This window comes from Cellulomonas soli, assembly GCF_052036975.1.
GTDB lineage: Bacteria > Actinomycetota > Actinomycetes > Actinomycetales > Cellulomonadaceae > Cellulomonas > Cellulomonas soli_A.
The window spans coordinates 449,578-470,703 of record NZ_JBQIAR010000001.1; the positions used below are offsets into that span (position 1 = coordinate 449,578).

The 21,126-nt window shown below is 72.6% G+C and carries 12 protein-coding genes; 6 read left to right on the top strand and 6 right to left on the bottom strand.

Annotated features, from left to right (window positions below; all coding sequences use genetic code 11):
* Positions 1-450: 450 nt before the first annotated feature.
* Positions 451-1,803 carry an alpha/beta fold hydrolase gene (locus tag ACTHAM_RS02125; protein ID WP_440684111.1) on the top strand — a complete coding sequence of 451 codons (1,353 nt, stop codon included), beginning with the start codon at positions 451-453 and terminating at the stop codon, positions 1,801-1,803.
* Between the two features lie 28 nt (positions 1,804-1,831).
* Here ACTHAM_RS02125 and ACTHAM_RS02130 read toward each other — a convergent pair whose 3' ends face one another.
* Entirely contained in the window at positions 1,832-2,569 is a 738-nt protein-coding gene (locus ACTHAM_RS02130; protein ID WP_440684112.1) for an alpha/beta fold hydrolase, read from the bottom strand.
* Positions 2,570-2,671: 102 nt separating this feature from the next.
* Between ACTHAM_RS02130 and ACTHAM_RS02135 the strand changes: the two genes are divergently transcribed.
* Positions 2,672-3,667, top strand: coding sequence for a helix-turn-helix transcriptional regulator (locus tag ACTHAM_RS02135; protein WP_440684113.1), 996 nt, complete (start codon positions 2,672-2,674; stop codon positions 3,665-3,667).
* A gap of 22 nt (positions 3,668-3,689) precedes the next feature.
* Here ACTHAM_RS02135 and ACTHAM_RS02140 read toward each other — a convergent pair whose 3' ends face one another.
* Positions 3,690-6,086, bottom strand: coding sequence for a hypothetical protein (locus ACTHAM_RS02140; protein ID WP_440684114.1), 2,397 nt, complete (start codon positions 6,084-6,086; stop codon positions 3,690-3,692).
* Between the two features lie 85 nt (positions 6,087-6,171).
* On the bottom strand, positions 6,172-6,876 hold the full coding sequence (locus ACTHAM_RS02145; protein WP_440684115.1) for a hypothetical protein: 705 nt from the start codon (positions 6,874-6,876) through the stop codon (positions 6,172-6,174).
* Between the two features lie 274 nt (positions 6,877-7,150).
* Here ACTHAM_RS02145 and ACTHAM_RS02150 point away from each other — a divergent pair, with 274 nt between their 5' ends.
* The 3 genes from ACTHAM_RS02150 to ACTHAM_RS02160 all read left to right on the top strand — a co-directional run bounded on the left by ACTHAM_RS02150 (position 7,151) and on the right by ACTHAM_RS02160 (position 11,464).
* Positions 7,151-8,446 carry an alpha-amylase family glycosyl hydrolase gene (locus tag ACTHAM_RS02150; protein WP_440684116.1) on the top strand — a complete coding sequence of 432 codons (1,296 nt, stop codon included), beginning with the start codon at positions 7,151-7,153 and terminating at the stop codon, positions 8,444-8,446.
* 145 nt (positions 8,447-8,591) lie between these two features.
* Entirely contained in the window at positions 8,592-9,251 is a 660-nt protein-coding gene (locus ACTHAM_RS02155) for a hypothetical protein (protein ID WP_440684117.1), read from the top strand.
* A 170-nt stretch (positions 9,252-9,421) separates the two neighbouring features.
* Positions 9,422-11,464 (top strand): hypothetical protein, encoded by a 2,043-nt coding sequence (locus tag ACTHAM_RS02160; RefSeq protein WP_440684118.1) that lies wholly within the window; start codon positions 9,422-9,424, stop codon positions 11,462-11,464.
* A 10-nt stretch (positions 11,465-11,474) separates the two neighbouring features.
* Here ACTHAM_RS02160 and ACTHAM_RS02165 read toward each other — a convergent pair whose 3' ends face one another.
* The 3 genes from ACTHAM_RS02165 to ACTHAM_RS02175 form a co-directional block, all read right to left on the bottom strand.
* Positions 11,475-11,651 (bottom strand): antitoxin, encoded by a 177-nt coding sequence (locus tag ACTHAM_RS02165; protein ID WP_440684119.1) that lies wholly within the window; start codon positions 11,649-11,651, stop codon positions 11,475-11,477.
* Between the two features lie 108 nt (positions 11,652-11,759).
* Positions 11,760-12,479, bottom strand: a complete 720-nt coding sequence (locus tag ACTHAM_RS02170; RefSeq protein WP_440684120.1) for a uracil-DNA glycosylase — start codon at positions 12,477-12,479, stop codon at positions 11,760-11,762.
* Positions 12,480-12,535: 56 nt separating this feature from the next.
* Entirely contained in the window at positions 12,536-13,153 is a 618-nt protein-coding gene (locus ACTHAM_RS02175) for an L-threonylcarbamoyladenylate synthase (RefSeq protein ID WP_440684121.1), read from the bottom strand.
* A gap of 1,288 nt (positions 13,154-14,441) precedes the next feature.
* Between ACTHAM_RS02175 and ACTHAM_RS02180 the strand changes: the two genes are divergently transcribed.
* Entirely contained in the window at positions 14,442-21,122 is a 6,681-nt protein-coding gene (locus tag ACTHAM_RS02180; protein ID WP_440684122.1) for a DNRLRE domain-containing protein, read from the top strand.
* The last annotated feature ends 4 nt before the right edge of the window (positions 21,123-21,126 follow it).

A 21,126-nucleotide genomic window follows, 5' to 3' on the forward strand; every position in this document is an offset into this window, starting at 1 on the left:
AGTCGCCAGGAGCGAGGTCTGCACGCCGGTCACCGGACCTTGTCCGAGCGCACCAGCTGCACCACCAGGTACACGAGCAGCGCACCGGCGACGACGAGCCCCGCCCAGTCCGAGGCCGTCATGCCCGGTCCGCCGCACGCACCACGAGCGCCACCGCGGCGAAGAACGCCACGGTCAGCACCAGGAAGAGGATGTCCGCCCACACGGGGATCGCCCACACCTTCGACGCAGATCGGCCGCCGCACCACCGCGCGGCGACCGGCACCCGGGAGGGGTGCAGGTCACGGTCTAGTCCCGTTCGGGCCGGGCCATCGGGGCCTTGACGGTTCCTTGACGGGCGCGGCGCCTGGCCTGTCGACACCCTGATGGCGTCGCCACCGGAGGTGCGGAGGCGGACGTCGCGCCCGAGCCCCCGGGCTCGTGGCCGGCGTCGGGTCGTAGGGTCGGACGGTGCGTGCGACGAACTCCCCGGACCTTCCCGCTGCCGGCTCCGCCCCGGAGCCCTACCGGGCGGGTCCGCTGCTCGTCCGCGACCACCGTGTGCGCGTGCCCGTGGACCGCGCCGACCCGACGCGGTTCGGTGACCTGCACCTGCTGGCCCGCGAGGTCGTCGACCCGACGCGTGACGGCGAGGACCTGCCGCTGCTGCTGTTCCTGCAGGGCGGCCCGGGCGGTGCAGGTCCACGTCCGATGCCGGGCGGCTGGATCGCCACCGCGACGCGCACGCACCGCGTGGTGCTGCTCGACCAGCGCGGCACGGGCCGGTCCTCGCGCGTCGACGGCCGCACGATGTCCCGGTTCGACGACCCGCGCGACGCCGCGGACTTCCTGGCCTGCTTCCGTGCGGACGCGATCGTGGAGGACGCCGAGGCGGTGCGCGCGCAGGTGTACGGCGGGCGCCGGTGGGCGACGCTCGGTCAGTCGTACGGCGGGTTCCTCACGCTGACGTACCTGTCGCGGCACCCCGAGGCGTTGACCTCGTGCTACGTCACCGGAGGTCTGCCGGGCATCACGGCCACGGCGGCCGACGTGTACCGGGCCACGTACCCGTTGCAGGCGGCACGCAACCGCGAGCTGGCCCGCCTGTACCCGGGCGATGTGGCGGTGCTCGACCGGCTGGCCGACCGCCTGGCGGTGGGCGATGTGCGGCTGCCGAACGGCGACCCGTTCAGCGTGCGGCGCCTGCAGGCGCTCGGCGGGCCGCTGGGCATGAGCACCGGCATCGACGCCCTGCACTGGCTGCTGGACACGGCGTTCGACGACGACGCGTCCGGCGAGGCCGGGTCGGAGCCGTCGGCCGCGTTCCTGTCCGCCGTCGCGCAGCAGACCGGGCTCGACGCGAACCCCCTGTACGCCGTGCTGCAGGAGCACATCTACCACCAGGGCGAGGTGCCCGGCGGGTGGGCCGCGCAGGACGAGCACGCCCGGTGGCCGGCGTTCGCCGACACCGCCCGGCCGCTGCAGCTGACCGGCGAGGCGATGTTCCGCTGGATGTACGACGAGCACACCGCGCTGCGCCCGTTCGCGCCGGCCGTCGACGAGCTGGCCGCGCGCACGTCCTGGCCGGCGCTGTACGACGTGGACCGCCTGGCCGCCAACGAGGTGCCGGTCGCGGCCGTGCAGTACTTCGACGACCCCTACGTGGACCTGGGCCTGGCGCTCGGCACGGCGTCCCGGGTGGGCAACGCGCAGGTGTGGGTCACCAACGAGTACCTGCACGACGGGCTGCGGGTGGCCGGTGACGTGATCCTGCCGCGGCTGCGCGACCTGGCTGCGGGGACCTGGTCCGTCACCGGCCGCTGACGGCCGGGACGGGCCAGCCCCTGAGTGCCTACCGGCTGACCGCGTCCAGCACCTCGGCGAGCTCGGCGGGTCGGCTCACCATCGGCCAGTGCCAGGTCGGGAGCTCGACGTAGGTCCAGTCGCCGTCGACCATGTGCGCGAACACCGGTGTGTGGGGTGCCATCTGTCGCAGCTGCTCCAGGCTGAAGGTGCACAGCACGCCGGTGCGCGGCAGGTGCTCCCAGGCGCCGGTGAGCGCGACCGGTTGGGTGGCGGTGCGCCAGGGCTGCGGCTGCGAGCCCTCGACGAGCGCGGTGACGGCGGCCTCGTCGACCCCGGGCACGTCGGTGGCGAGGGCGGCCCAGGGCGGGGGCGGCAGCTGCCAGCCGTGGCCGTGCGCCGTCACCAGCTGCTCGTTGGCGGCGCGGGCGTCGGGTCCTTCGAAGTCGGCCTGGGCGGTGCCGTCCGGCAGGGGTCCCGAGTCGATGAAGACCAGGCGCGCCACGCGCTCGGGCACGCGGTCCGCCGCACCGGTCACCACGAGGGCGCCGTAGCTGTGGCCGACGAGCACGACGTCGTGCAGGTCGTGCTCCTCGAGCAGCCGCACGACGTCGTCGACGTGGGTGGTCAGGTCGGTGGTGGGTGAGGCGAGCTGGGCGCGCTCGCCCATGCCGGTGAGGTCGACGGCGTGCACGGCGTGGCCGCGGGCGCGCAGGGCGTCGGTGACGGGGCGCCAGACCGAGGCGCCGAGCCAGAAGCCGGGGACGAGGACGTAGGTGGTGGTCATGAGCACGACGGTAGGGTGGATTGTGGACAGATTCCGCCCGGTATGCCGAACCGACCTCGATGTGCTGTCCCCGCCCTGTGACCAGCGCCGTCGCGGGCTGAGGTGACCCGCCCGACCGCCCGGGTGCTCGCCCTGCTGGAGCTGCTCCAGACCGGCGGGCAGCGCACGGTCGGCGAGCTGGCCGACCGGCTCGGGGTCGACGAACGCACCGTCCGGCGCTACGCCGAGCACCTCGCCGACCTCGGCATCCCCGTCCAGGCGCAGCGGGGCCGGTACGGCGGCTACCGGCTCGCCCCGGGCTACAAGCTGCCGCCGCTGATGCTCACCGACGACGAGGCCGTCGCCGTCGCCCTCGGCCTCAGTGCCGCGGAACGCGCGGGGCTCGCCACCACCGACCCCGCCGCGACGGCCAGCGCACTGGCCAAGGTGTCCCGCGTGCTGCCCCGGGCCCTGGGTGCACGGCTCGCCAGCCTGCTCTCGACCGCGCAGTTCACCGCCCCGGTGAGCCCCGCGGCCCCCGCCGGGGCGGACACGCTGCTCCGGCTCGCCTCGGCCGCGCAGGCGCGGCGCACCGTCGTCATCGCCTACACCGCGTGGGACGGGCAGGCCTCGCAGCGTGAGCTCGACGTGTACGGCCTGGTCTTCCACGCCGGCCGCTGGTACGTCACCGGGCACGACCATGGTCGTGACGACGTGCGGACGTTCCGGCTGGACCGCATCGCCTCCGTCGAGCAGCGCGACGGCACCTACGTGGTGCCCGACGACTTCGACGCCCGGACGCAGGTCGTCTCGGGCATCGCGGCGGTCGGGTGGTCGCACCAGGTCTCCGTCGTGCTGCGCACCGGTCTGACGGAGGCTCGCGCACGGCTGCCCCGCAGCGTCGGTCGGCTCAGCGAGCACGCCGACGGGGTGCTCCTGGAGACCCGCGCCGAGCACCTGGACGGCATGGCCCGCCTGCTGGCCGGGCTCGGCTGGGACTTCGAGGTGCTCACCCCGGACGCCCTGCGCGACGAGGTCCTCGCCCTGGCCGACCGTCTGCGGGTCAGCGCCGCGCGTGGTGCCGTCCCCGGCACGACGGCCGAGCCGCCGAGGCCGTGAACGGCACCGCCCGCCGTCCGTGTCAGAGCAGGCGGCGCCGCGACAGCGTGGCGACCGTGGCACCCACGCCGAACAGGGCGAGCGCGGTGATGCCCCGGCCGGCCGAGCTGACGGCCGCACCGTCGACGGCCGCCAGGTCCAGCGAGTAGGCGGTGACCGATGCGGCGCCCTCGGGTCCGCCGTAGGCCATCGACTCCTCGGCGGTGCGCTGCGCCCCGGCCTCAAGCACGGCGTACTTCACGCCGTAGTCGGCCGCGGTCTGCGCACCGGTCTCGGCGAGCACCGACGTGCCCTGCTCGGACAGCTGGGTGGCTCCGTCGACGAGCGCCGGGGCACCGTCCGCCGCCTGGGTGAGCCCGTCGGCGAGCTGGTCGGCGCCGTCGGCGGCGCCGCCGAGCCCGTCCGCCAGGTCACCGGCACCGGCGGCCAGCTGCGACGTGCCGGTGGACAGCCGGGCTGCACCGCCGGCCAGCTGGGAGGTGCCCGACGACAGCTGCGAGGAACCCGTACGGAGCTGTCCGGCGCCGGCCTGCAGCTGGCCGAGGCCGCTGACCAGGGATTGCGCGCCGGTGATGATCTGCGCGGTGCCGTCCTGCAGCGAGGTGATGCCGCCGCGCAGCGTGCCGTTCGCCTGGGTGTCGGCGTCCTGGCCGATGGCGCCCTGCACACTCCCCGCGATGGTCGTCAGCAGCTGGGTAAGCCCGCCGTCGACACCCGCCAGGCCCTCGGCGAGCCCGGGGCTGGTTCCCGCGCAGGTCAGGCCGTCGGTGGTGGCGGCAGTGCGGTTCATCCCGCATTGCAGCGACCAGAGGCCCGGCACGATGCCCCCGCTGATCACGCCGGCCAGCGACTGGAGCCCCGGGCCGAGGTCGACCGGGCCGGTGTCGACCGTGTACATCGCGGCCACGGCCTGCAGGGTGGCCTTCTTCACCGGGTCACTCTGCGTGGCGGCCGCAGCGGTGAGGAACTGGCTGAGCCCGGCGACGGCCGGGATGCGCGGGTCGCCGGGGCCGGCCAGCGTGAGGGTCGGCTGCGTCTGGCCGAGCCCGTCGAGCACCGCGGCCATCGAGGTGAGCGAGGAGCTCATGGACTTCGCGCCGAGCCGGGCGCTCTCGACCCCGGCCTTGAGCGCCGTGATGCCGTCGCGCAGCGGCTTGACCCTCGGGTCGGTGGGCAGTCCGCCCGCGGTGGCTGACATGGTCGCCAGGCCCTGGTCAACCTTGGCGAGGCCGCCCTGCACCTGGGTGAGGCCGTCGAGCAGGGCGGGGGCCTTCTGACCGGCCTGCGTGAGCCCGGCGTCGAGCGAGGCGGCGCCGTCGGCGAGTCGCCGCGCCCCGCCGTCTGCGGTGGCGGCACCGGCGGCTAGGTCGCTCGCGCCGGTCCGGGCGGTCACCAGCCCGGTGGCCAGCTGTCGCGCCCCGGGGGCGGCCTCCCCGTTGAGCCCGGCGGACAGCTGTGCGGCACCGTCCTGCAGCTGCAGGAGCCCGTCGAGCAGGGTGGCGGCGCCGTCGCGCAGCGCGAGCAGGTTGCCGTCGATCTGCGTCGCACCGGCCGTGAGGGCCTGACCGGACTCGGCCCCGCCCTCGTAGGAGGCGGCGCCGCCCTTGAACGACGGGCTGGTCAGCGGTGAGACCGGCAGCACCGAGACGTTCGCGGCGGGCACCTTGCCACCCTGGATCGTCGCGGTGTACCCGAACTCGGCGGTGTCGGAGCCGATCGGCGGGAAGAGCGTCATGGTGAACGAGAGCTTCGTGCCGCCGCGTCCGTCACCGGCGATGTTCGCCTCGCCCGAGGTCACGGCCGTGAACGTCGAGGGCAGTGTGGTGGTCAGCTGGCCGACGAGCGGCACGACGGTCAGGGCGGTCGTCGTGGCGGGCTTGCCGGTGCCGTCGACGTAGGTGACCTCGTCCTGCCGGGCGGTCAGGTTGTGCACGGTGTAGCGGACCTCGAGGGTGCCGTCGGCGCCGACGACGCGGCCCGGGTCGACGTCCTCGCCGTTGAGCCGGTACCGCACGTCGACGCCGACGGGCAGCTCACCGGTGAAGTCCGAGACGGTGCGCAGCCGCTTCTCGCCGTCGACCGTGACGGTCGCGGTCATGGTGTCCTCGCCGGTGGTGAACCCGCCGAACCCGTCGAGGTTGCGCAGGCCTGCGGTCGAGGTGGGGTTCACCACGGTGGTGGTGCCCGTGCCGGTGAACGCCAGCTGCTCGTACAGGCGGGCGACCTGCAGCCGACCGGTCGCGTCGAGCCGCGCCTGCACGGTCTCGGTGTTGGTGACGGTGATGTCGCCGTCCCCGGTGGTCCCGGCGGCGAGCTGCCGGGCCTGGGCGGCCGAGTCGAGGGGAGCCAGGGCGGAGGCGGGGGCGGCGAGCAGCAGGAGCGGCAGGCCGAACGCGGCCGCGCCGGTGCGGCGCAGCACGGTGGCACCTCGGGCTGCACCCCGGGCAGAGCCTCGGCCGGCCCGGGTGCGCGGGGTCGGCTGGTCGTCGGTGCGTGCGGTCACGTCAGGCCTCCGGTGCGGCGTCGAACGGGCGGTAGATCGGCGTGGCGGCGGTCGCGGGCGGTGCCGCGGCCTGACGTGAGGCCGTGGCGGGTGCGGGTGCGGGTGCGGGTGCGGTGGCGGTCGCGGTGGCCGGGGCGAGCGCGGCCCGCTCGGCGCCCGCCCGCTCGGCCTCGACCTGCCGGCGGGCGTCGTCCAGCAGTGCCTCGTCGGTGCGTTGCTGCTGCACCACGGGTCCGAGCAGCGAGGTGGCCACGAACCCGGCGGCTGCGGTCACGAGCACGGCGGTCGCGGACACCGGTGAGGTGGTCAGGAACCCGCTCGGGTCGGCCGCGTACGGGTACTCGTACGAGCCGGCCATGGCGGCGGCGCCCAGCAGTGTGGACCACAACGGCAGCCGTCCGCGGGTGCCGACGGCGATCGCCAGGCACACGAGCACGACGACGAGCACGGCCACGGCGCGACCGCCGGGGCTGTCGGGCAGCACGGCGGCCCGCAGGCCGTACCCGAGCCAGGCCGCGACGAACCCGGCGACGAACCCGCCGACGCGGGCGCCGGGGGACCGGTCGGGCACGAGCCCGAGGGCTCCGCCGAGGGCTGCGCCGAGCAGTGCGACGCCTTGGACCTCGGGGCCGAGCAGGCCGGAGAGCAGGACCGTCAGGGCGGCCAGCGCGGCGAGGGCGATGCCGGCGAGGACGTGTCTGGTCATGTCCACCTCGTTGTGGGTAGGCCGAGCCCTGCCGGGGCGCGGACGTGGGGGAGCGTCCGGTGGGGTGGTGCTCGCGGCGGCTCCGTTGCCGCCGGCGAGGACCTCGCACCGGCTGGGCAAGTCCTACCAGTGCGCGGTTTCTCCCGGACAGTCGGTACTAGGTACTTTGGTCCCACATTCGCCGATTGTTACCGGTTCGTAACCTGCCTCGTGCGGGTCCGACCACCCGCCCGGCGCCCGTGGTCACGCAGCCGCACGGCTCTAGGCTGCACGGATGAGCTGGAGCGAGGACTGCCTGTGGTGGCACGTCTACCCGTTGGGGTTCGTCGGCGCCGACATCCGCGGCGGGCACCACCTGACCCAGCCGCCGCAGCACCGGCTCACCCATCTCGAACGGTGGCTCGACCACGTCGTCGACCTCGGCCTCAACGGCATCGCGCTCGGCCCCGTGTTCGCCTCCACCAGCCACGGCTACGACACCGTCGACCACCTGCGCATCGACCCGCGCCTCGGAGACGAGGACGACCTGCGCCACCTGGTCGACGCCGCGCACGCCCGCGGCGTCCGGGTGCTGCTCGACGGCGTGTTCAACCACGTCGGCCGCGACTTCCCGCAGGTGCGCGACGCCCTCGCCGACCCCACCGGCCCTGCCGCCCGCTGGTTCCGGCACGACCCCGACGGCCGGCTCGCCGTGTTCGAAGGACACGACGGGCTCGTCCTGCTCGACCACGACGCACCCGAGGTCGTCGACCACGTCACCCGCGTGATGACCCACTGGCTCGACCTCGGCGCCGACGGCTGGCGCCTCGACGCCGCCTACGCCACACCCCCGCAGTTCTGGGCCCAGGTGCTCCCCCGCGTGCGAGCCGCGCACCCCGACGCGTACATCGTCGGCGAGGTCATCCATGGCGACTACGCGGCCGTCGTCCAGGAGTCCACCATGGACTCCGTCACCCAGTACGAGCTGTGGAAGTCCATCTGGAGCTCGCTGCGCGAACGCAACTTCTACGAGCTCGACTGGACCCTCACCAGGCACGACGCCCTGCTCGACACGTTCGCGCCGTGGACGTTCGTCGGCAACCACGACGTCACCCGAATCGTCGACCAGATCCCCGACACCCGCCACCACGCCCACGCCCACGCCCTGCTCCTGCTGCTCGCCGGGACACCCGCCGTCTACTACGGCGACGAGATCGGCCTGCACGGCATCAAGGAAGAACGCCTCGGCGGCGACGACGCGGTCCGCCCCGCCTACCCCGACGCCCCCGGCACCTGGACCACCGAGCAGCAGGCCACGATCGACCTGCACCGCCGGCTCGTGTCCGTCCGGCGGCGCCACCGGTGGCTGCGCACCGCGCGCTCGCGGTCGCTCGTGCTGCAGAACGAGCTCCTCGTCCTGGAGCTGACGGCTCGTGACGGGCAGGCGCAGGGCCCGATCGTGCTGGCGCTCAGCACGGCCGACGCCCCGGCGACGATCGACGCGCCCTGCACCGAGCTGCTCGCCGGAGACGCGTGGCGCGACGGCAGCACCTGGCAGCTGCCCGCGCACGGATGGGCCGTGCTGCGCTGACGCCACCCGTTCGCCCGCTCAAGGATCGCGCTCAGACGCCGATGAGTTCGGTGTGGCTGCCATGCCGAGCACGACGCCGAGGACGGTGGGGAGACCTACCGCGCGTCTGCGTGCGACCGGCCCGGTGACCGGCCAGACACCCGTGGTGCCCACCACCACCGGGCAGCACGCGGCCATCACCCCCGCGATCCTCGCCGCAGCCGCCACGACACCCTCCGTGCCGTTCGTGCCCACGCAACGCGCACCGCAGGGCACCGAGCTACCGCACCGCGCCAGCCGCCAGCCCGACGCCGACGCGACGACACGCACGCGGGACTCCGACGGTCTGCGCTGGCCCGTCGACGCCGTGCGTGAGCTCGCCGCCGACGCCGTCACCTCGTCCGTGCGCGTCGTGCCCGCACCCTCCGGCTGGGGCTCCGCCGACCCCGTCTCGGTGCACACCGGTCCGCAGCGCGTGCCGACCTTCCCGGCCTCGGGCGTCTCCACCTTCTCGATGCCCACGCCGGTCGTGCCGAGGCCAGTCGCGCCGACATCGGTCGTGCCCACGCCGGTCGTGCCCACGCGGGTCGTGTCGAGGCCCGTCGCGACGCCCGTCCCCGTCGTCCCGCGGGTCGCCGACGCACCGGCCGTCGACGCGCCAGCCCCCGACGCGGTGAGCGCGCCCACCCCTGTCACCTACCCGAGCCGCCGCTCGATGCGCCCGGCGCGGTCCCGCAGCCGCCGCGCCGCGCAGTACGTCGCCCCCACGGTCGCCGTGGCCGGTGCGTTCGCCGCCGGCTACTGCGGTCACCTGCTCCTCGGCTGAGCCGTTCTTCACGCACCGGCGCTGCTCGTGCGCCGTCGTGAGGCGCGCCTGCCGGTGGTCGCCGGGCACTGACGGCATGATGCGGACGGCGCAGATCCGGGACCGGGCTGCCGATAGGAACGGTGCCGCGTGCAGCCCGCGGCCGACGACCGCAGGGGGTACCAGGACGCATGGCGAGGACGGACGCGGGCCGCAGCCGTGCCCCCCGTCCGCGCGCCCGCGCCGCCCAGTCCGCCCGGGCCGCCCGACCTGACGACGTGGGACCCGCCGGGCTGTCCGCCGCAGAGGCCCGCGCACGCGAACGGGCCGCCCTGGCCCGCACCGACCTGGCCGACGACGAGCTGCCCGCCGTCCCGGCAGGGGTGGCCACCGGTGAGCTGCCCATCGAGGCCCTCACCGCAGCCGCCGACCAGCTGGCCGTGGCGCTCGGTGAGCTCGGCCAGGCACCCTCCGCGTCACCGTGGCGGCTGGCGGGGCTGACCGACGCCGACCGGCTCGACGCACGACGGTGCGCCCAGACCGTCAAGCGGCTGCTGTCGGCCAGTGCGGCGCTCGAGGACCCGCACGTCCGTGCGCTCGCCGCCCGCGCCTACACCCCCGCGCACCTGGACCTCATGGCCGACTGGCTCGCGTCCGGTGCGACCGGCTCCTTGATCACCACGGGCGACGCACGCGAGGTCGTCGGCCCCACCTGGCACGCCCACGCCGAGCACGTGCGAGCCCAGGTCGAGGCCTACCGGCAGGAGCACGTGCCGCACCTGGGCCCGTTCGTCCCGGACGTGGTCACGGCGGACCTCGATGCGGCGCTCGCGGCCGCGCAGCAGGCGGATGCCCGGCTGCTGACCCGTCGGCGTCGCCGTCGCGAGGCGCTGGCCTCGGTGGCGGTGTTCGTGCGTCCCGGCGTGCAGGTCGATCTGGGGTCGTTGACGGCCCTGGTCACGGACCTTGTGGCGGCCCGGGATGCGCTGCCCGGCCTGGTGCGCACCGTCGGGGAACTGCCCGGGGTGGGCGTCCCCGACGACTGGAACGCGCTGGACGACGACGCGGTGGCCGCGCTGGACCGTGCGCTGCACGCGTGGGAGTCGGCGGCGGCGCTGGAGCCCGCAGGTGAGCCCGACGGTGCGGCCGAGCTCGACGCCGCGACCCTGGCGGTGGCGGTGGCCGCCGCCGACGGCGACCTGCCGGCGGGTCCGAGTGCGGCAGCGGGTGCGTTGCGGACCCTGGCGGACGCGTGGCGTGCCCTGGTCGACGTGCTGCAGGTCGGCGCCGTCGACGCGGTGTTCTGGCAGGCGGGGCGCACGTTGGCGGAGACCCTCGCGCACGACGGGCCGCTGTGGCACGCCGACGTGTCGAAGGCCGGTGGCCTGGTCCGTCTGACCCGGTGGGTGCGCGTGCGGGCGGCTCTGGCCGCCCTCGACGAGCAGGGGCTGACCGAGGTCGCAGGCCTGGTCCGGGCGGGGCGCCTGGACGCCGAGACCGTGCGGGACGCCGTCGAGCTGGCCGTCGTGCGTGCCGTGCTCGCCGAACGTCAGGCCGCCGGTGCGGCGACGCACGACGCGCCGCTGGACGGGGCAGGTGCGCCGGTCGAGGAAGCCGACGAGGAGCCGGAGGACACGCCCGGTGCGCTGCCCGGTGACCTGGTGATCCGGTCGGCTCTCGCCTCGCGGTACGTGCCGGCCTCGGACGCACCCGTGCTGGACCTGTTCGTGCTCGACAACGTGGGCATCAGCAGCAACCTGGCCAAGGTCCGCGCGCAGATCGACGAGATCCTCACGGCCGAGGCGCCGGTGACCGCCGACCGGATGGCCCACCTGGTCGCTCGACGGTTCGGGCTCGAGCGCCTGCGGGAGGCCCGGCGGGCGACGATCCTGCAGACCGTGCCCAAGGGCAGGCTGCACCGCTCACCCAACGGCGACCTGGTCGTCTGGCACGTGGCGCAGGACCCGGACACGTGGACCGGGTACCGGGTGCCGGCCGAGGGCACCCGACGCGAACTGGTGGACGTGCCCTACGAGGAGCTGCGCAACGCGCTCGTCGACACGGCCCGCAGGGCTCACGGTCTGCCCGAGGCGCGGCTCGTGGCCCTGACGGCGGCTGCGTTCGGGGTGCGTCGCCCCTCGGCCGCTGCCGCGCAGCGCCTGGCCGACGCGATCACCGTGGCGGTGCGCGAGGGTGTGCTGACCCGCCGCGAGGAGTCCCTGATCGCCACCTGAACGGGGGCGGTCACTGCTTGTCGAGGAAGTCCTTGGCCTTGTCGACCACCGAGTCCACGGTCTTGTCGTGCTCGTCACCGGTGTGCGTCTTGACGGCTTCGGCGGCCTTGTCGAGCGCGTCGTCGACCTTCTCCCGGTTGTCGCCCAGCGCGTCCTTGGCCTTGCCCACCAGGTCGTCGATGCCCACGGTCGCTCCTTCACCGGTTGCTCCGGTCGCGTCGCCCGCGTCCGATCGCCTGACCGATTCTGCCGAGCGTCCCGGGAGGCCGCACGCCGGCGGGTGAGTCGGGTGGGCTCAGTCGAGACCGCCGAGCACGCGGGCGCGCCGCAGCACGGCGTCGAGCATCGCGGGGGTCAGCCGGCCGGTGTGCGTGTTGTGCGGGCTCACGTGGAAGCAGCCGAGCAACGTCAGCGGTGGTCGCGCGTCGGCCGCGTCCGAGCCTGTCAGCACCACCTCGGCGCCGTGCCCGAACACCGGTCGGGGCCGCGGCACGTGCCAGCCCTGCTCGGCGAGCGTGGCCCGCACGGCCTTCCACCCGAACCCGCCGAGCACGACCACGACCGCCGGGTCCAAGATCGCCAGCTCGCGTGCCAGGTACGGCCCGCAGGTGTGCCGCTCCGACGGCGTGGGCGCGTTGGCCGGCGGCGCGCACCGGACGGGCGCGGCCATCCGCAGGCCGGTGAGCACCAGGCCGTCGTCGCGGGACCGGGACGTGGGCTGCGACGCGAAGCCTGTGCGGTGCAGCGCCGCGAACAGGAAGTCGCCCGACGGGTCGCCGGTGAACAGCCGCCCGGTGCGGTTGCCGCCGTGCGCCGCCGGGGCCAGGCCGACCATCATCACGCGGGCGTGCTCGTCGCCGAACCCTGGCACCGGGCGGCCCCAGTAGGTCTCGTCGCGGAACGCGGCGCGCTTCTCGACGGCCACCTCCTCCCGCCACGCGACCAGCCGCGGGCACGCGCGGCACGTGGGCAGCACGGCGTCGATGGTCGCGAGGTCGGGGGCGGCGGCTGCCACGGTGGCGACCTGTGCGGGTGTCGTCGGACCTGGCGGCGGCCCGGGCTGCGGCACGCTCAGAACCGGTCGGGGTCGCCCGCGCCGACCCGCACCACCTCGGGTGCGCCCTCGGTCCAGTCGACCACCGTGGTCGGCTCCGTGCCGCAGTCGCCCGCGTCGACCACGGCGTCGAGCACCGCGTCCAGCTCTTCCTTGATCTGCCAGCCCTCGGTCATCGGCCATTCCGACCCGGGCAGCAGCAGCGTGCTCGACAGCAGCGGCTCGCCCAGTTCCCGCAGGATCGCCTGCGCCACCGGGTGCTCCGTGATGCGCACACCCACCGACCGCTTCTTGGCGTGCGCGAGCCGACGCGGCACCTCGGGCGTGGCCGGAAGGATGAACGTGTACGGCCCCGGTGTGGCCGCCTTGATGGCCCGGAACGCGCTGTTGTCGAGCACCACGAGCTGCCCGAGCTGGGCGAAGTCGGCGCACACCAGCGTGAAGTGGTGCTTGTCGTCCAGGTGACGGATCTGCCGGATGCGGTCCGCCCCGGTGTGGTTCTCGATCCGTGTGCCGAGCGCGTAGCAGGAGTCGGTCGGGTAGGCGATCACGGCGTCGTCGCGCAGCATCGCCACGACCTGTGCGATCGACCGGGGCTGCGGGTTCTGCGGGTGGACGTCCAGGTAGCGGGCCATGGCACGAGCCTAGGAGCGCCGCGGTGCGGCTGCTCGGCCGGTCCTCATCTCGCCTGCTGTGGAGGTTCCGATCCTCGCCGCTGCGCCGAACGAGTGACATCAGTGGAAACGAGTCCGTCGAATCGATTGTGACTCTAGGCTCCGAGCGCGGCGCACATGCGAAGCACCGAGGAGGCTCAGCGATCGCAGGGACCGCTGAATTGTGAGCATTGGGGTGAGCGTGCGCGACCTGCGTGGCCATTTCGGCATTCCGGGCAAGTGGCGACGTGTGGTGCCGGGCGGAGCTGCGCTTGTGGCTGCTGCTTTGGTGATGGCGGCGGCGCCCGCCCAGCCCCTCGAGTCAGCCGAGCTGGTCGGTTCAGCTCCGGCATCCGCGCCTGCCGCACCGGCCTCCGGGGACGCCGCTCCGAGCTCTGCGCCGGACGAGGCGTCGGCACGTGCGGTCGCCCGTCTCTCGGGGGCTCCGGTCGAGGTCCTCGGGCTGCGGACCGAGTCAGGATCCGTCTTCGCGTTGCCTGACGGCACGATGGCTGCCGGTCAGGGCTCTGGGCCGGTCTGGGTGCGGCGCGGTGGCGACGGCACGCACGAAGAAGACTGGGCGCCGGTTGACCTGACACTCGCGCGGGCCGAGGACGGCACCGTGCGCCCCGCTGCGCAGACGGCCGATCTGGTCCTGGCGGGAGCGTCCGACGGCTCCGCCCCTGTGGACCTCGCGACGACGACCGACTCGGCGACGGGCGTGACGACTCGGGTGCAATGGGACGAGCCACTCCCTGAGCCTCGCCTGGAGGGGCGGCGTGCGATCTACGAGAACGTGCGCCCGGGTACGGATCTTGTTCTCGAGGCCACCAGTACGGGCTTCGAGCAGTTCTTTGTGCTCAAGGAAGCTCCGGAGGGCGGGAGCGTCCCCGAGCTTCCTCTGTCGCTGGTCAGCGATGGGGCCGAACTCCTCCCGTCGGAGGACGGGGGGCTGACCGTGGTCAAGGACGGAGCGGTTCTCGCGACCGCTCCCGCAGCACAGATGTGGGATGCACAGTCCGACCAGGGCCGAGCCTTCCCCGTCACGGAGGGCAGGCCCGAGGAGCAGGACGATGCCCCGCGCCTGTCTCCCATGCCCGCGTGGGTGCTGGAGCCCGGACATGGCAGTTCGGGGGCCGGTGACGGCGCTCCGCGTGCGGACGGTGGGGCACTGCCCTCTGCCGAGCCGATCGTTGGGGACGGCGGCGTTGACCTCGCGGCGGGGTCCGTGGAGGTCGAGCGCGACGTCGATCTCGTCTCATCGAGCACCGTGGACATCGCCCTGACACCGCAAGCCGACTTCCTCCTCGATGCCGAGACTGAATACCCGGTCGTGATCGACCCCGACTTGAACTTCAGCTGGGGTTTCGACACGTTCGTCCTCAAGGGATACTCGAATACTCGCGATGGCCTCGCAGAGTTGGACGTCGGCACCTATGACGGTGGCGCACACATTGCCAGGACCTTCATCCACTTCCCTGTGGGCGCGATGGTGGGCAAGCAGATCCTGGGCGCCCGGATCGAGCTGTTCAACTACTACTCGTGGTCCTGCCAGCCGCGGAACTGGGAGGTCTGGAACGTCTACCCGGCCGCGCCGTCGACGGTCTGGAGCAACCAGCCAGGGTGGGCTGCCAGGTACGCGACCAGTTCCGAGACGCACGGTTACAGCGGCTCTTGCCCGGGCGGTTGGTCCAACGCGGACGTCACCGCTCTGGTGGCGGACTGGGCCCGCACCGGGACAACCGAGGGACACGTCGGCATCAGGGCTGAGAGCGAGACGGACAACTTCGCTTGGAAGCGGTTCTACTCGGCCAACAACGGGGCCTATATCCCTTCGATCTGGGTCACCTACAACTCGGCTCCTGGCACGCCATCTGGTGTGCAGGTCTCGGGCTCGCCAGCACCGTCGGCCAACGGTACGTGGACCGCATCGACGACTCCGCGCCTCTCGGCGACTCTGACGGACGCGGACGGCGAGAACGTGGATGGCAACTTCACCCTGTTCGAAGGCGGGACGGCAATCTGGGCGAAGGCTTCAGGATTCGTCGCCAATGGTGCGGTCGCCTCCGTCGTACCTCCGAGCGGCCTTCTGAGAGACGGGCACAGCTACACCGTGCAGGTACGGGGGAGCGACTGGAAGGTCGAGGGTGGGCCCGCGACGTTGACCTTCGGGGTCGACGTCACAGCCCCGGCGGCTCCGGCGGTGAGTTCGACCGCGTTTCCGAGCGACGGAACGTGGAACGGCCAACCGGGCGTAGGTGGCGCGGTCACCATCCGGATGCCCACGGATCCGTCGGTGACGGCATACCGCTGGGCGCTCGACAAGGCTCCCGACTCGACGCAGCAGGTGGCCGCCGGGTCAGGGACCTCGGCCACGCTGCAGGTCACCCCGCCGGAATCGGGCCGGCACGTCCTGCAGGTTCAGTCGGTCGATCGCGCAGGGAACGTGTCGGGGATCACCAAGTACGTCTTCCGGGTGGGTCAAGCCGGCATCGTTGCACCCGACGATGGCGCACGGGTCGTGCAGCAGGTTCGCTTGTCCGTCGAGGCGAAGCCGGGACTCGGATACGTGAGCTTCGAGTGGCGCCGGGGCCCGGACGCGGACTCCTCCAAGCGCCCCGTCTCGACGAGCAACCTGAAGACCTCGACGGGGTCTGTGTGGAGCTCAGCGTGGCAGCCGCTCCCCGGGGCGGACAGCTACACCACCTGGGACGCGGGCGCCGAGCTGGGCTACCTCGGTGGTCCCGCGCAGGTGCGTGCGCTGCTGTCGGCCTCCGCTTCTGGTGCGTCTCCGACGCCGACCCAGTGGGTCACGGTCGTCGTCGACCCTGACGCCGACGGTGCGGCCTCGACGGCCATCGGTCCGGGTTCGGTGAACTTGCTCACGGGTGACCATTCGCTGACGGTCACCGATGCAGAGGAGTTCGGGCTGTCACTGGTCCGCACCACCTCGTCGCGCGACACCGATGCAGGCTACGAGCTGCAGCCGAACGGGCTCACCACGGCGCAGCAGGAGGCGACGAGCTTGGCGGGCCTGGCCGGTCCTGCGACGGTCTCGGTAGACACGACGCGGTTCCATTCGGGCACTTCCTCCTACAAGGTGACACCGACGAACGGCTCGGACGACTCGTACGCGAGTGTCGGGGGCGACATCGGCGAGCTGCGACTCGGGATGCGCGCCGGCAGGTCGTACCGCATCTCCGGGTGGATCTACGTTCCCGAGTCAACTGGCTTGTCGCCCTCGAGTGGCCGCGGCCTGAGCCTCGTGCTGTTCACGAAGGTCGGAGCGGCTCCCTATGTCGAACCGGTGACGTCGCGGCAGCTCACCCCCCGGCCGACGATCACCGACGCGTGGCAGCAGGTCAGCGTCGACGTGACGATCCCTGTGGGTGCGACCGAGGCATTCGTGCGCCTGTACAACGGATTCACGTCCTCGACGAAGTCCGTGTACTTCGACGACATCCAGGTGCAGGAGCTGTGGTCACCCTTCGGGCCCGAATGGTCCATGGGCAGCGTGGACGCAGCGTCCGGTTCGGCATACACACGCATCACCAAGCCCTACGACGACGTGGCAGCGGTGGAGCTGGCGGGTGGCGGTGACGTCTGGTTCACCCGCGGCGACGGCGGTGCCTGGTGGCCTGAGCCCGGCGCGGAGGCACTGACGCTCATCGAGGTGTCCGCGCGGTCGTGGCGACTGACCGATGTCGGCGGGACGATCACCGACTTCGCCCGGGCGGGTGCGACCGGCGACTTCCTGGTCCAGTCGTCGATGCCGCCCGGCGCCGTCGGGTCCGTGCGGCCGGTGTACGACGTGGCGGGGGTTCCTGGGGTCTCGCGGCTCAAGCGGCTGATCGCGCCCATCGAGCCGGGGGTCGACGGTTGGCCGGCGAACGCTGCAGCCTGCACGACTGCCGTGCCTGCAGCCGGTTGCGAGGTGATGGAACTCGACTACGCCACGACGACCACGGCGACGAGCACCACGATCGGCGCGTACAGCGGGCGTGTGTCCACGGTGTCCGTGTGGACTGCCGCCGCCACGGGTTCGGCGATGGCGAAGACCGCGGTGGCCGCGTACGGGTATGACGCGAGCGGGCGGCTGCGCGAGGTGCAGGACCCCCGACTTGTCGTCGCCGGCGCACAGCCCCAGGTCACGCGCTACGAGTATGACGAGGTGGGCCGGTTGACGTCGGTCGCAGCTCCGGGGGAGGTGCCGTATCGCTACACGTACGGCGCGGCTGGCAAGTCGAAGACTGGCTCGGGTGACTTCATCGATCCTGATCCGGGTCGCCTGCTGAAGGTGACGCGCTCCTCGCTGGAGCCGGGCACGGTCGACACGCTCGGCCCCGACAACACCACGACGGTCGTGTACGGGGTTCCGTTGTCCCGGGCCGCGGGCGGCCCGTACGACCTTGACCCGTCGAGCTTGGCGACGTGGTGGCAGCAGGACGGCCCGACGGATGCGACCGCAGTGTTCGGTCCGCTGGACGACCCCGGGGTGACGTCCGCCAGTGCGACGGCACCGGGGCCGGACGGGTACCGGGCGGCGACCGTCTCGTACTTGAACGCGTCCGGCCTGGAGGTGAACACGGCGAGCCCTGCGGGGAGTGGCGCGCCTGTCGAGGGGTTCATCGACACGGCCGAGTTCGACGCGCGTGGCAACGTGGTTCGCACGTTGGACGCCACGAACCGACTGCTGGCTCTGCGGGCGCTGCCCGGATCGGCCGATCTGCTTGCCGCATGGGGGCTGGACACGCGGTCCGGCGTGGAGCTGGCGCAGCTGCTGGACTCGCGGACGACATACAGCGAGGACGGTCTGGATGTCGTGTCGACGCTCGGGCCGATACAGCGTCTGGCGGTGGCGAACGATCCGAGCGACGTGCGTCTGCTGCGCGCCCGCACACGCCTGGTGTACGACGAGGGCAAGCCGGATGGCGTGTCGTACCACCTGACGACGCGGACGACCGTCGACGGGACGGACGCCTCGGGCGTGAGTTCGGTCGACCCGGTTGTCACGGTGAACGAGTACGACCCGATCGACGGCGCGTCGCCCTTGGGCGCGACCTCGGGTTGGGTGCACAAGCAACCGACCCGCGTGACCGTCGACGCCGGGCAACCGTCCGCGTTGACGTCGACCGTGCTGTATGACGCCCGTGGCCGCGCGGTCCAGTCGTCCAAGCCAGGGTCGTCGGGCACGGACGCCGGCACGACGATCGCCGTGTTCTACACGGCGGCTGCCAACCCCGCCGACGCGGTGTGCGGCAACCGACCGGAGTGGGCCGGCCAGCCGTGTCTGACGCGCGCGGCTGGTCCGGTCACGGGCCACGACGCGGCGCGGATGGACTCGAACCTGCCGATCAAGAGGGTGGAGGGCTACAACCAGTTCGGGTCGCCGACGGTCGTGATCGACTACGTGGGCGCCGTGAAGCGCACGTCGACGACGACCTACGACGCCGCCGACCGTGTGACCGCCGTGGCGCTGACCGGCACGGCCGGCGCAGGCGCTGCTGTGGCCACCACGACCACCACCTACGACCCGGCCACCGGGGACGTGGTCAAGAACGCCTCGGTGGACGCCAACGGGGTCGAGACGGCGGCGATCACCAAGGAGTACGACAAGCTCGGCCGCCTCACGAAGTACACCGATGCGGCGGGCGGGTGGACGAAGACCACCTACGACCGGCTCGGTCAGCCCCTGACGGTCACGGACTCGATCGGCACGTCGCGCACCTACACCTACGACCGCGCGGTGGAGCCGCGCGGGTTCGTGACGCAGATGGTCGACTCGGTGGCCGGCACGATTACCCCGACCTGGGGCCCGGACGGTCAGCTGGAGTCGCAGCTGTTGCCCGGTGGTGTGCGGTTGACGGTCACGTACGACACGGCGCGTGTGCCGACGGCCAGGACGTACACGCGGGTCTCGGACGGTGTGGTCATCGCGAGGGACTCGGTGGTCGAGAACCACCGGGGGCAGTGGATCACGCATGCGTCGGACACGGGTGTGCGGAACTACCGCTATGACCGGCTGGGTCGCCTGACGGGTGTGGATGACACGTCGGCGGTGACGAACGCGTGCACGTCTCGCACGTACGGGTATGACTCGCACACGAACCGGACGGCGTTCACGCAGGCGACGGGTGCGGTGGCGACCGCGTGCCCTGGCACGACGGGCGCCACCACGGTGACCTCCTCGTACGACAGTGCGGACCGTCTGGTCTCGACGAGTGCTGCGGGGGGCTCGTCGTGGAAGTACGACGTGTTCGGGCGGGTCACGGGGATGCCGGTGGCGGACGGGTCGGTGGTGGCCGCCAACGAGTACTTCGTGAACGATCTGGTGGCGGCGCAGGAGGTGCCGGGGGACACGCGCAGCGTGTGGACCTTGGACCCGTTGCAGCGGTTCGCGACCGAGGACACCTCGGTGTGGGTGGACGGGGCGTGGGCGAGCTCGACCGAGCAGGTCAGTCACTTTGACGGTGATGGTGATGAGCCGGCGTGGATCGTGGAGGACGCCACGTTGCCCGATGTGGTGTCGCGGTTCGTGGAGGGGATGGACGGTGCGGTCGCGGTGCAGACGACCTCTCAGGGTGGTCGGGTGTTGCAGCTGGTGGATCTGCACGGGGACGTGACCGGGACGTTGCCGATCGATGATGGTGCGTCGTCGGCGTCGTGGTCGGGTCTGCGGTTCACGTCGTTCGATGAGTTCGGGGTGCCGGAGCCGTTGACGTCGGCGGCGACGGGGAACGCACCGCCGCGGTATGGGTGGTTGGGGGCTGCGCAGCGTTCGGCTGATACCCCCACGGGCACGGTTCTGATGGGTGTTCGCCTGTACTCGCCGGTGATGGGTCGGTTCTTGCAGGTGGATCCGGTGCCGGGTGGGTCGGCGTCGGCGTATGACTACTGCAGCGCGGATCCGGTGAACTGCACGGATCTGGGTGGCACGTTCTCCTGGAAGGGCCTGGTCAAGGCCGTCGCGGTGGTCGGGGAGATCGCTTCGTGGATCCCTGGTCCGATCGGCGCGGCCGCGGCGGGTGTCTCGGCAGTGGCGTATGCGGCCTCGGGGAACACGGGCAAGGCCATCGAGATGGCGGTCACGGCTGCGGCGAACCTGGTGGGTGCGGGTGCGGGGGCGCGTGCGGGGTTCAAGGCGGCCTCGGTCGCGGCGAAGCTGGGGCAGCGGGCCTCGCGTGCGGTGGTCAAGGTCGAGCGGGCCGTGGCCCGGGTGGCGCGCACGTGTTCGTTCGTTGCCGGCACGTTGGTGCGGATGGCCGACGGGTCCTTGAAGCCGATCGAGGACCTGCAGACCGGTGACGCGATCTTGGGTGCCGAGCCGGCCACGGGTGAGCTGGTCGACGAGGTGGTCATCGAGCCGTTGGCCTCTGAGGGTGACAAGCACCTGATCGCGTTGTGGTTCGGCCAGGACCCGGTCCCGGTGATCGCCACGGACAACCACCCGTACTGGGTGCAGGGTGTCGGGTGGGTGCAGGCCGGGTCGTTGCAGCCCGGTGACGTGACGGCGACCTCGACCGGCACCACACTGGTCCTGCAGGACGTGGCCGACCTGGGCTGGTTCACCGACCAGAGCGTCTACAACCTGCACGCCTCGGGCACCCACACCTACTTCGTCACCGCCGCACCCGACCAACCCGACCAACTCGTCCACAACGCCTCCGCCTGCAACATCACCCCCGGGGAGGCGAGGCGAATCCAGAATGCCGCCGACCACATTGGTCATGATATTCATGTCATTGGTAGCCGCGCGACTGGACGTGCCCACGCAGGGTCGGATTGGGACTACATTATTCCGGGGATCACGTCACGCGTACGGCACTCGGTGGCACGCCTACTCCCCAAGGGCGCACGCGAGTTGGGTCGGGATCGAAGGATTGACATTTTCCCAGGACCGCTGGACCGGTCGCTGCCGCACATTACGTTCTCGGCTCGGAAGCCGCATTGAGGAT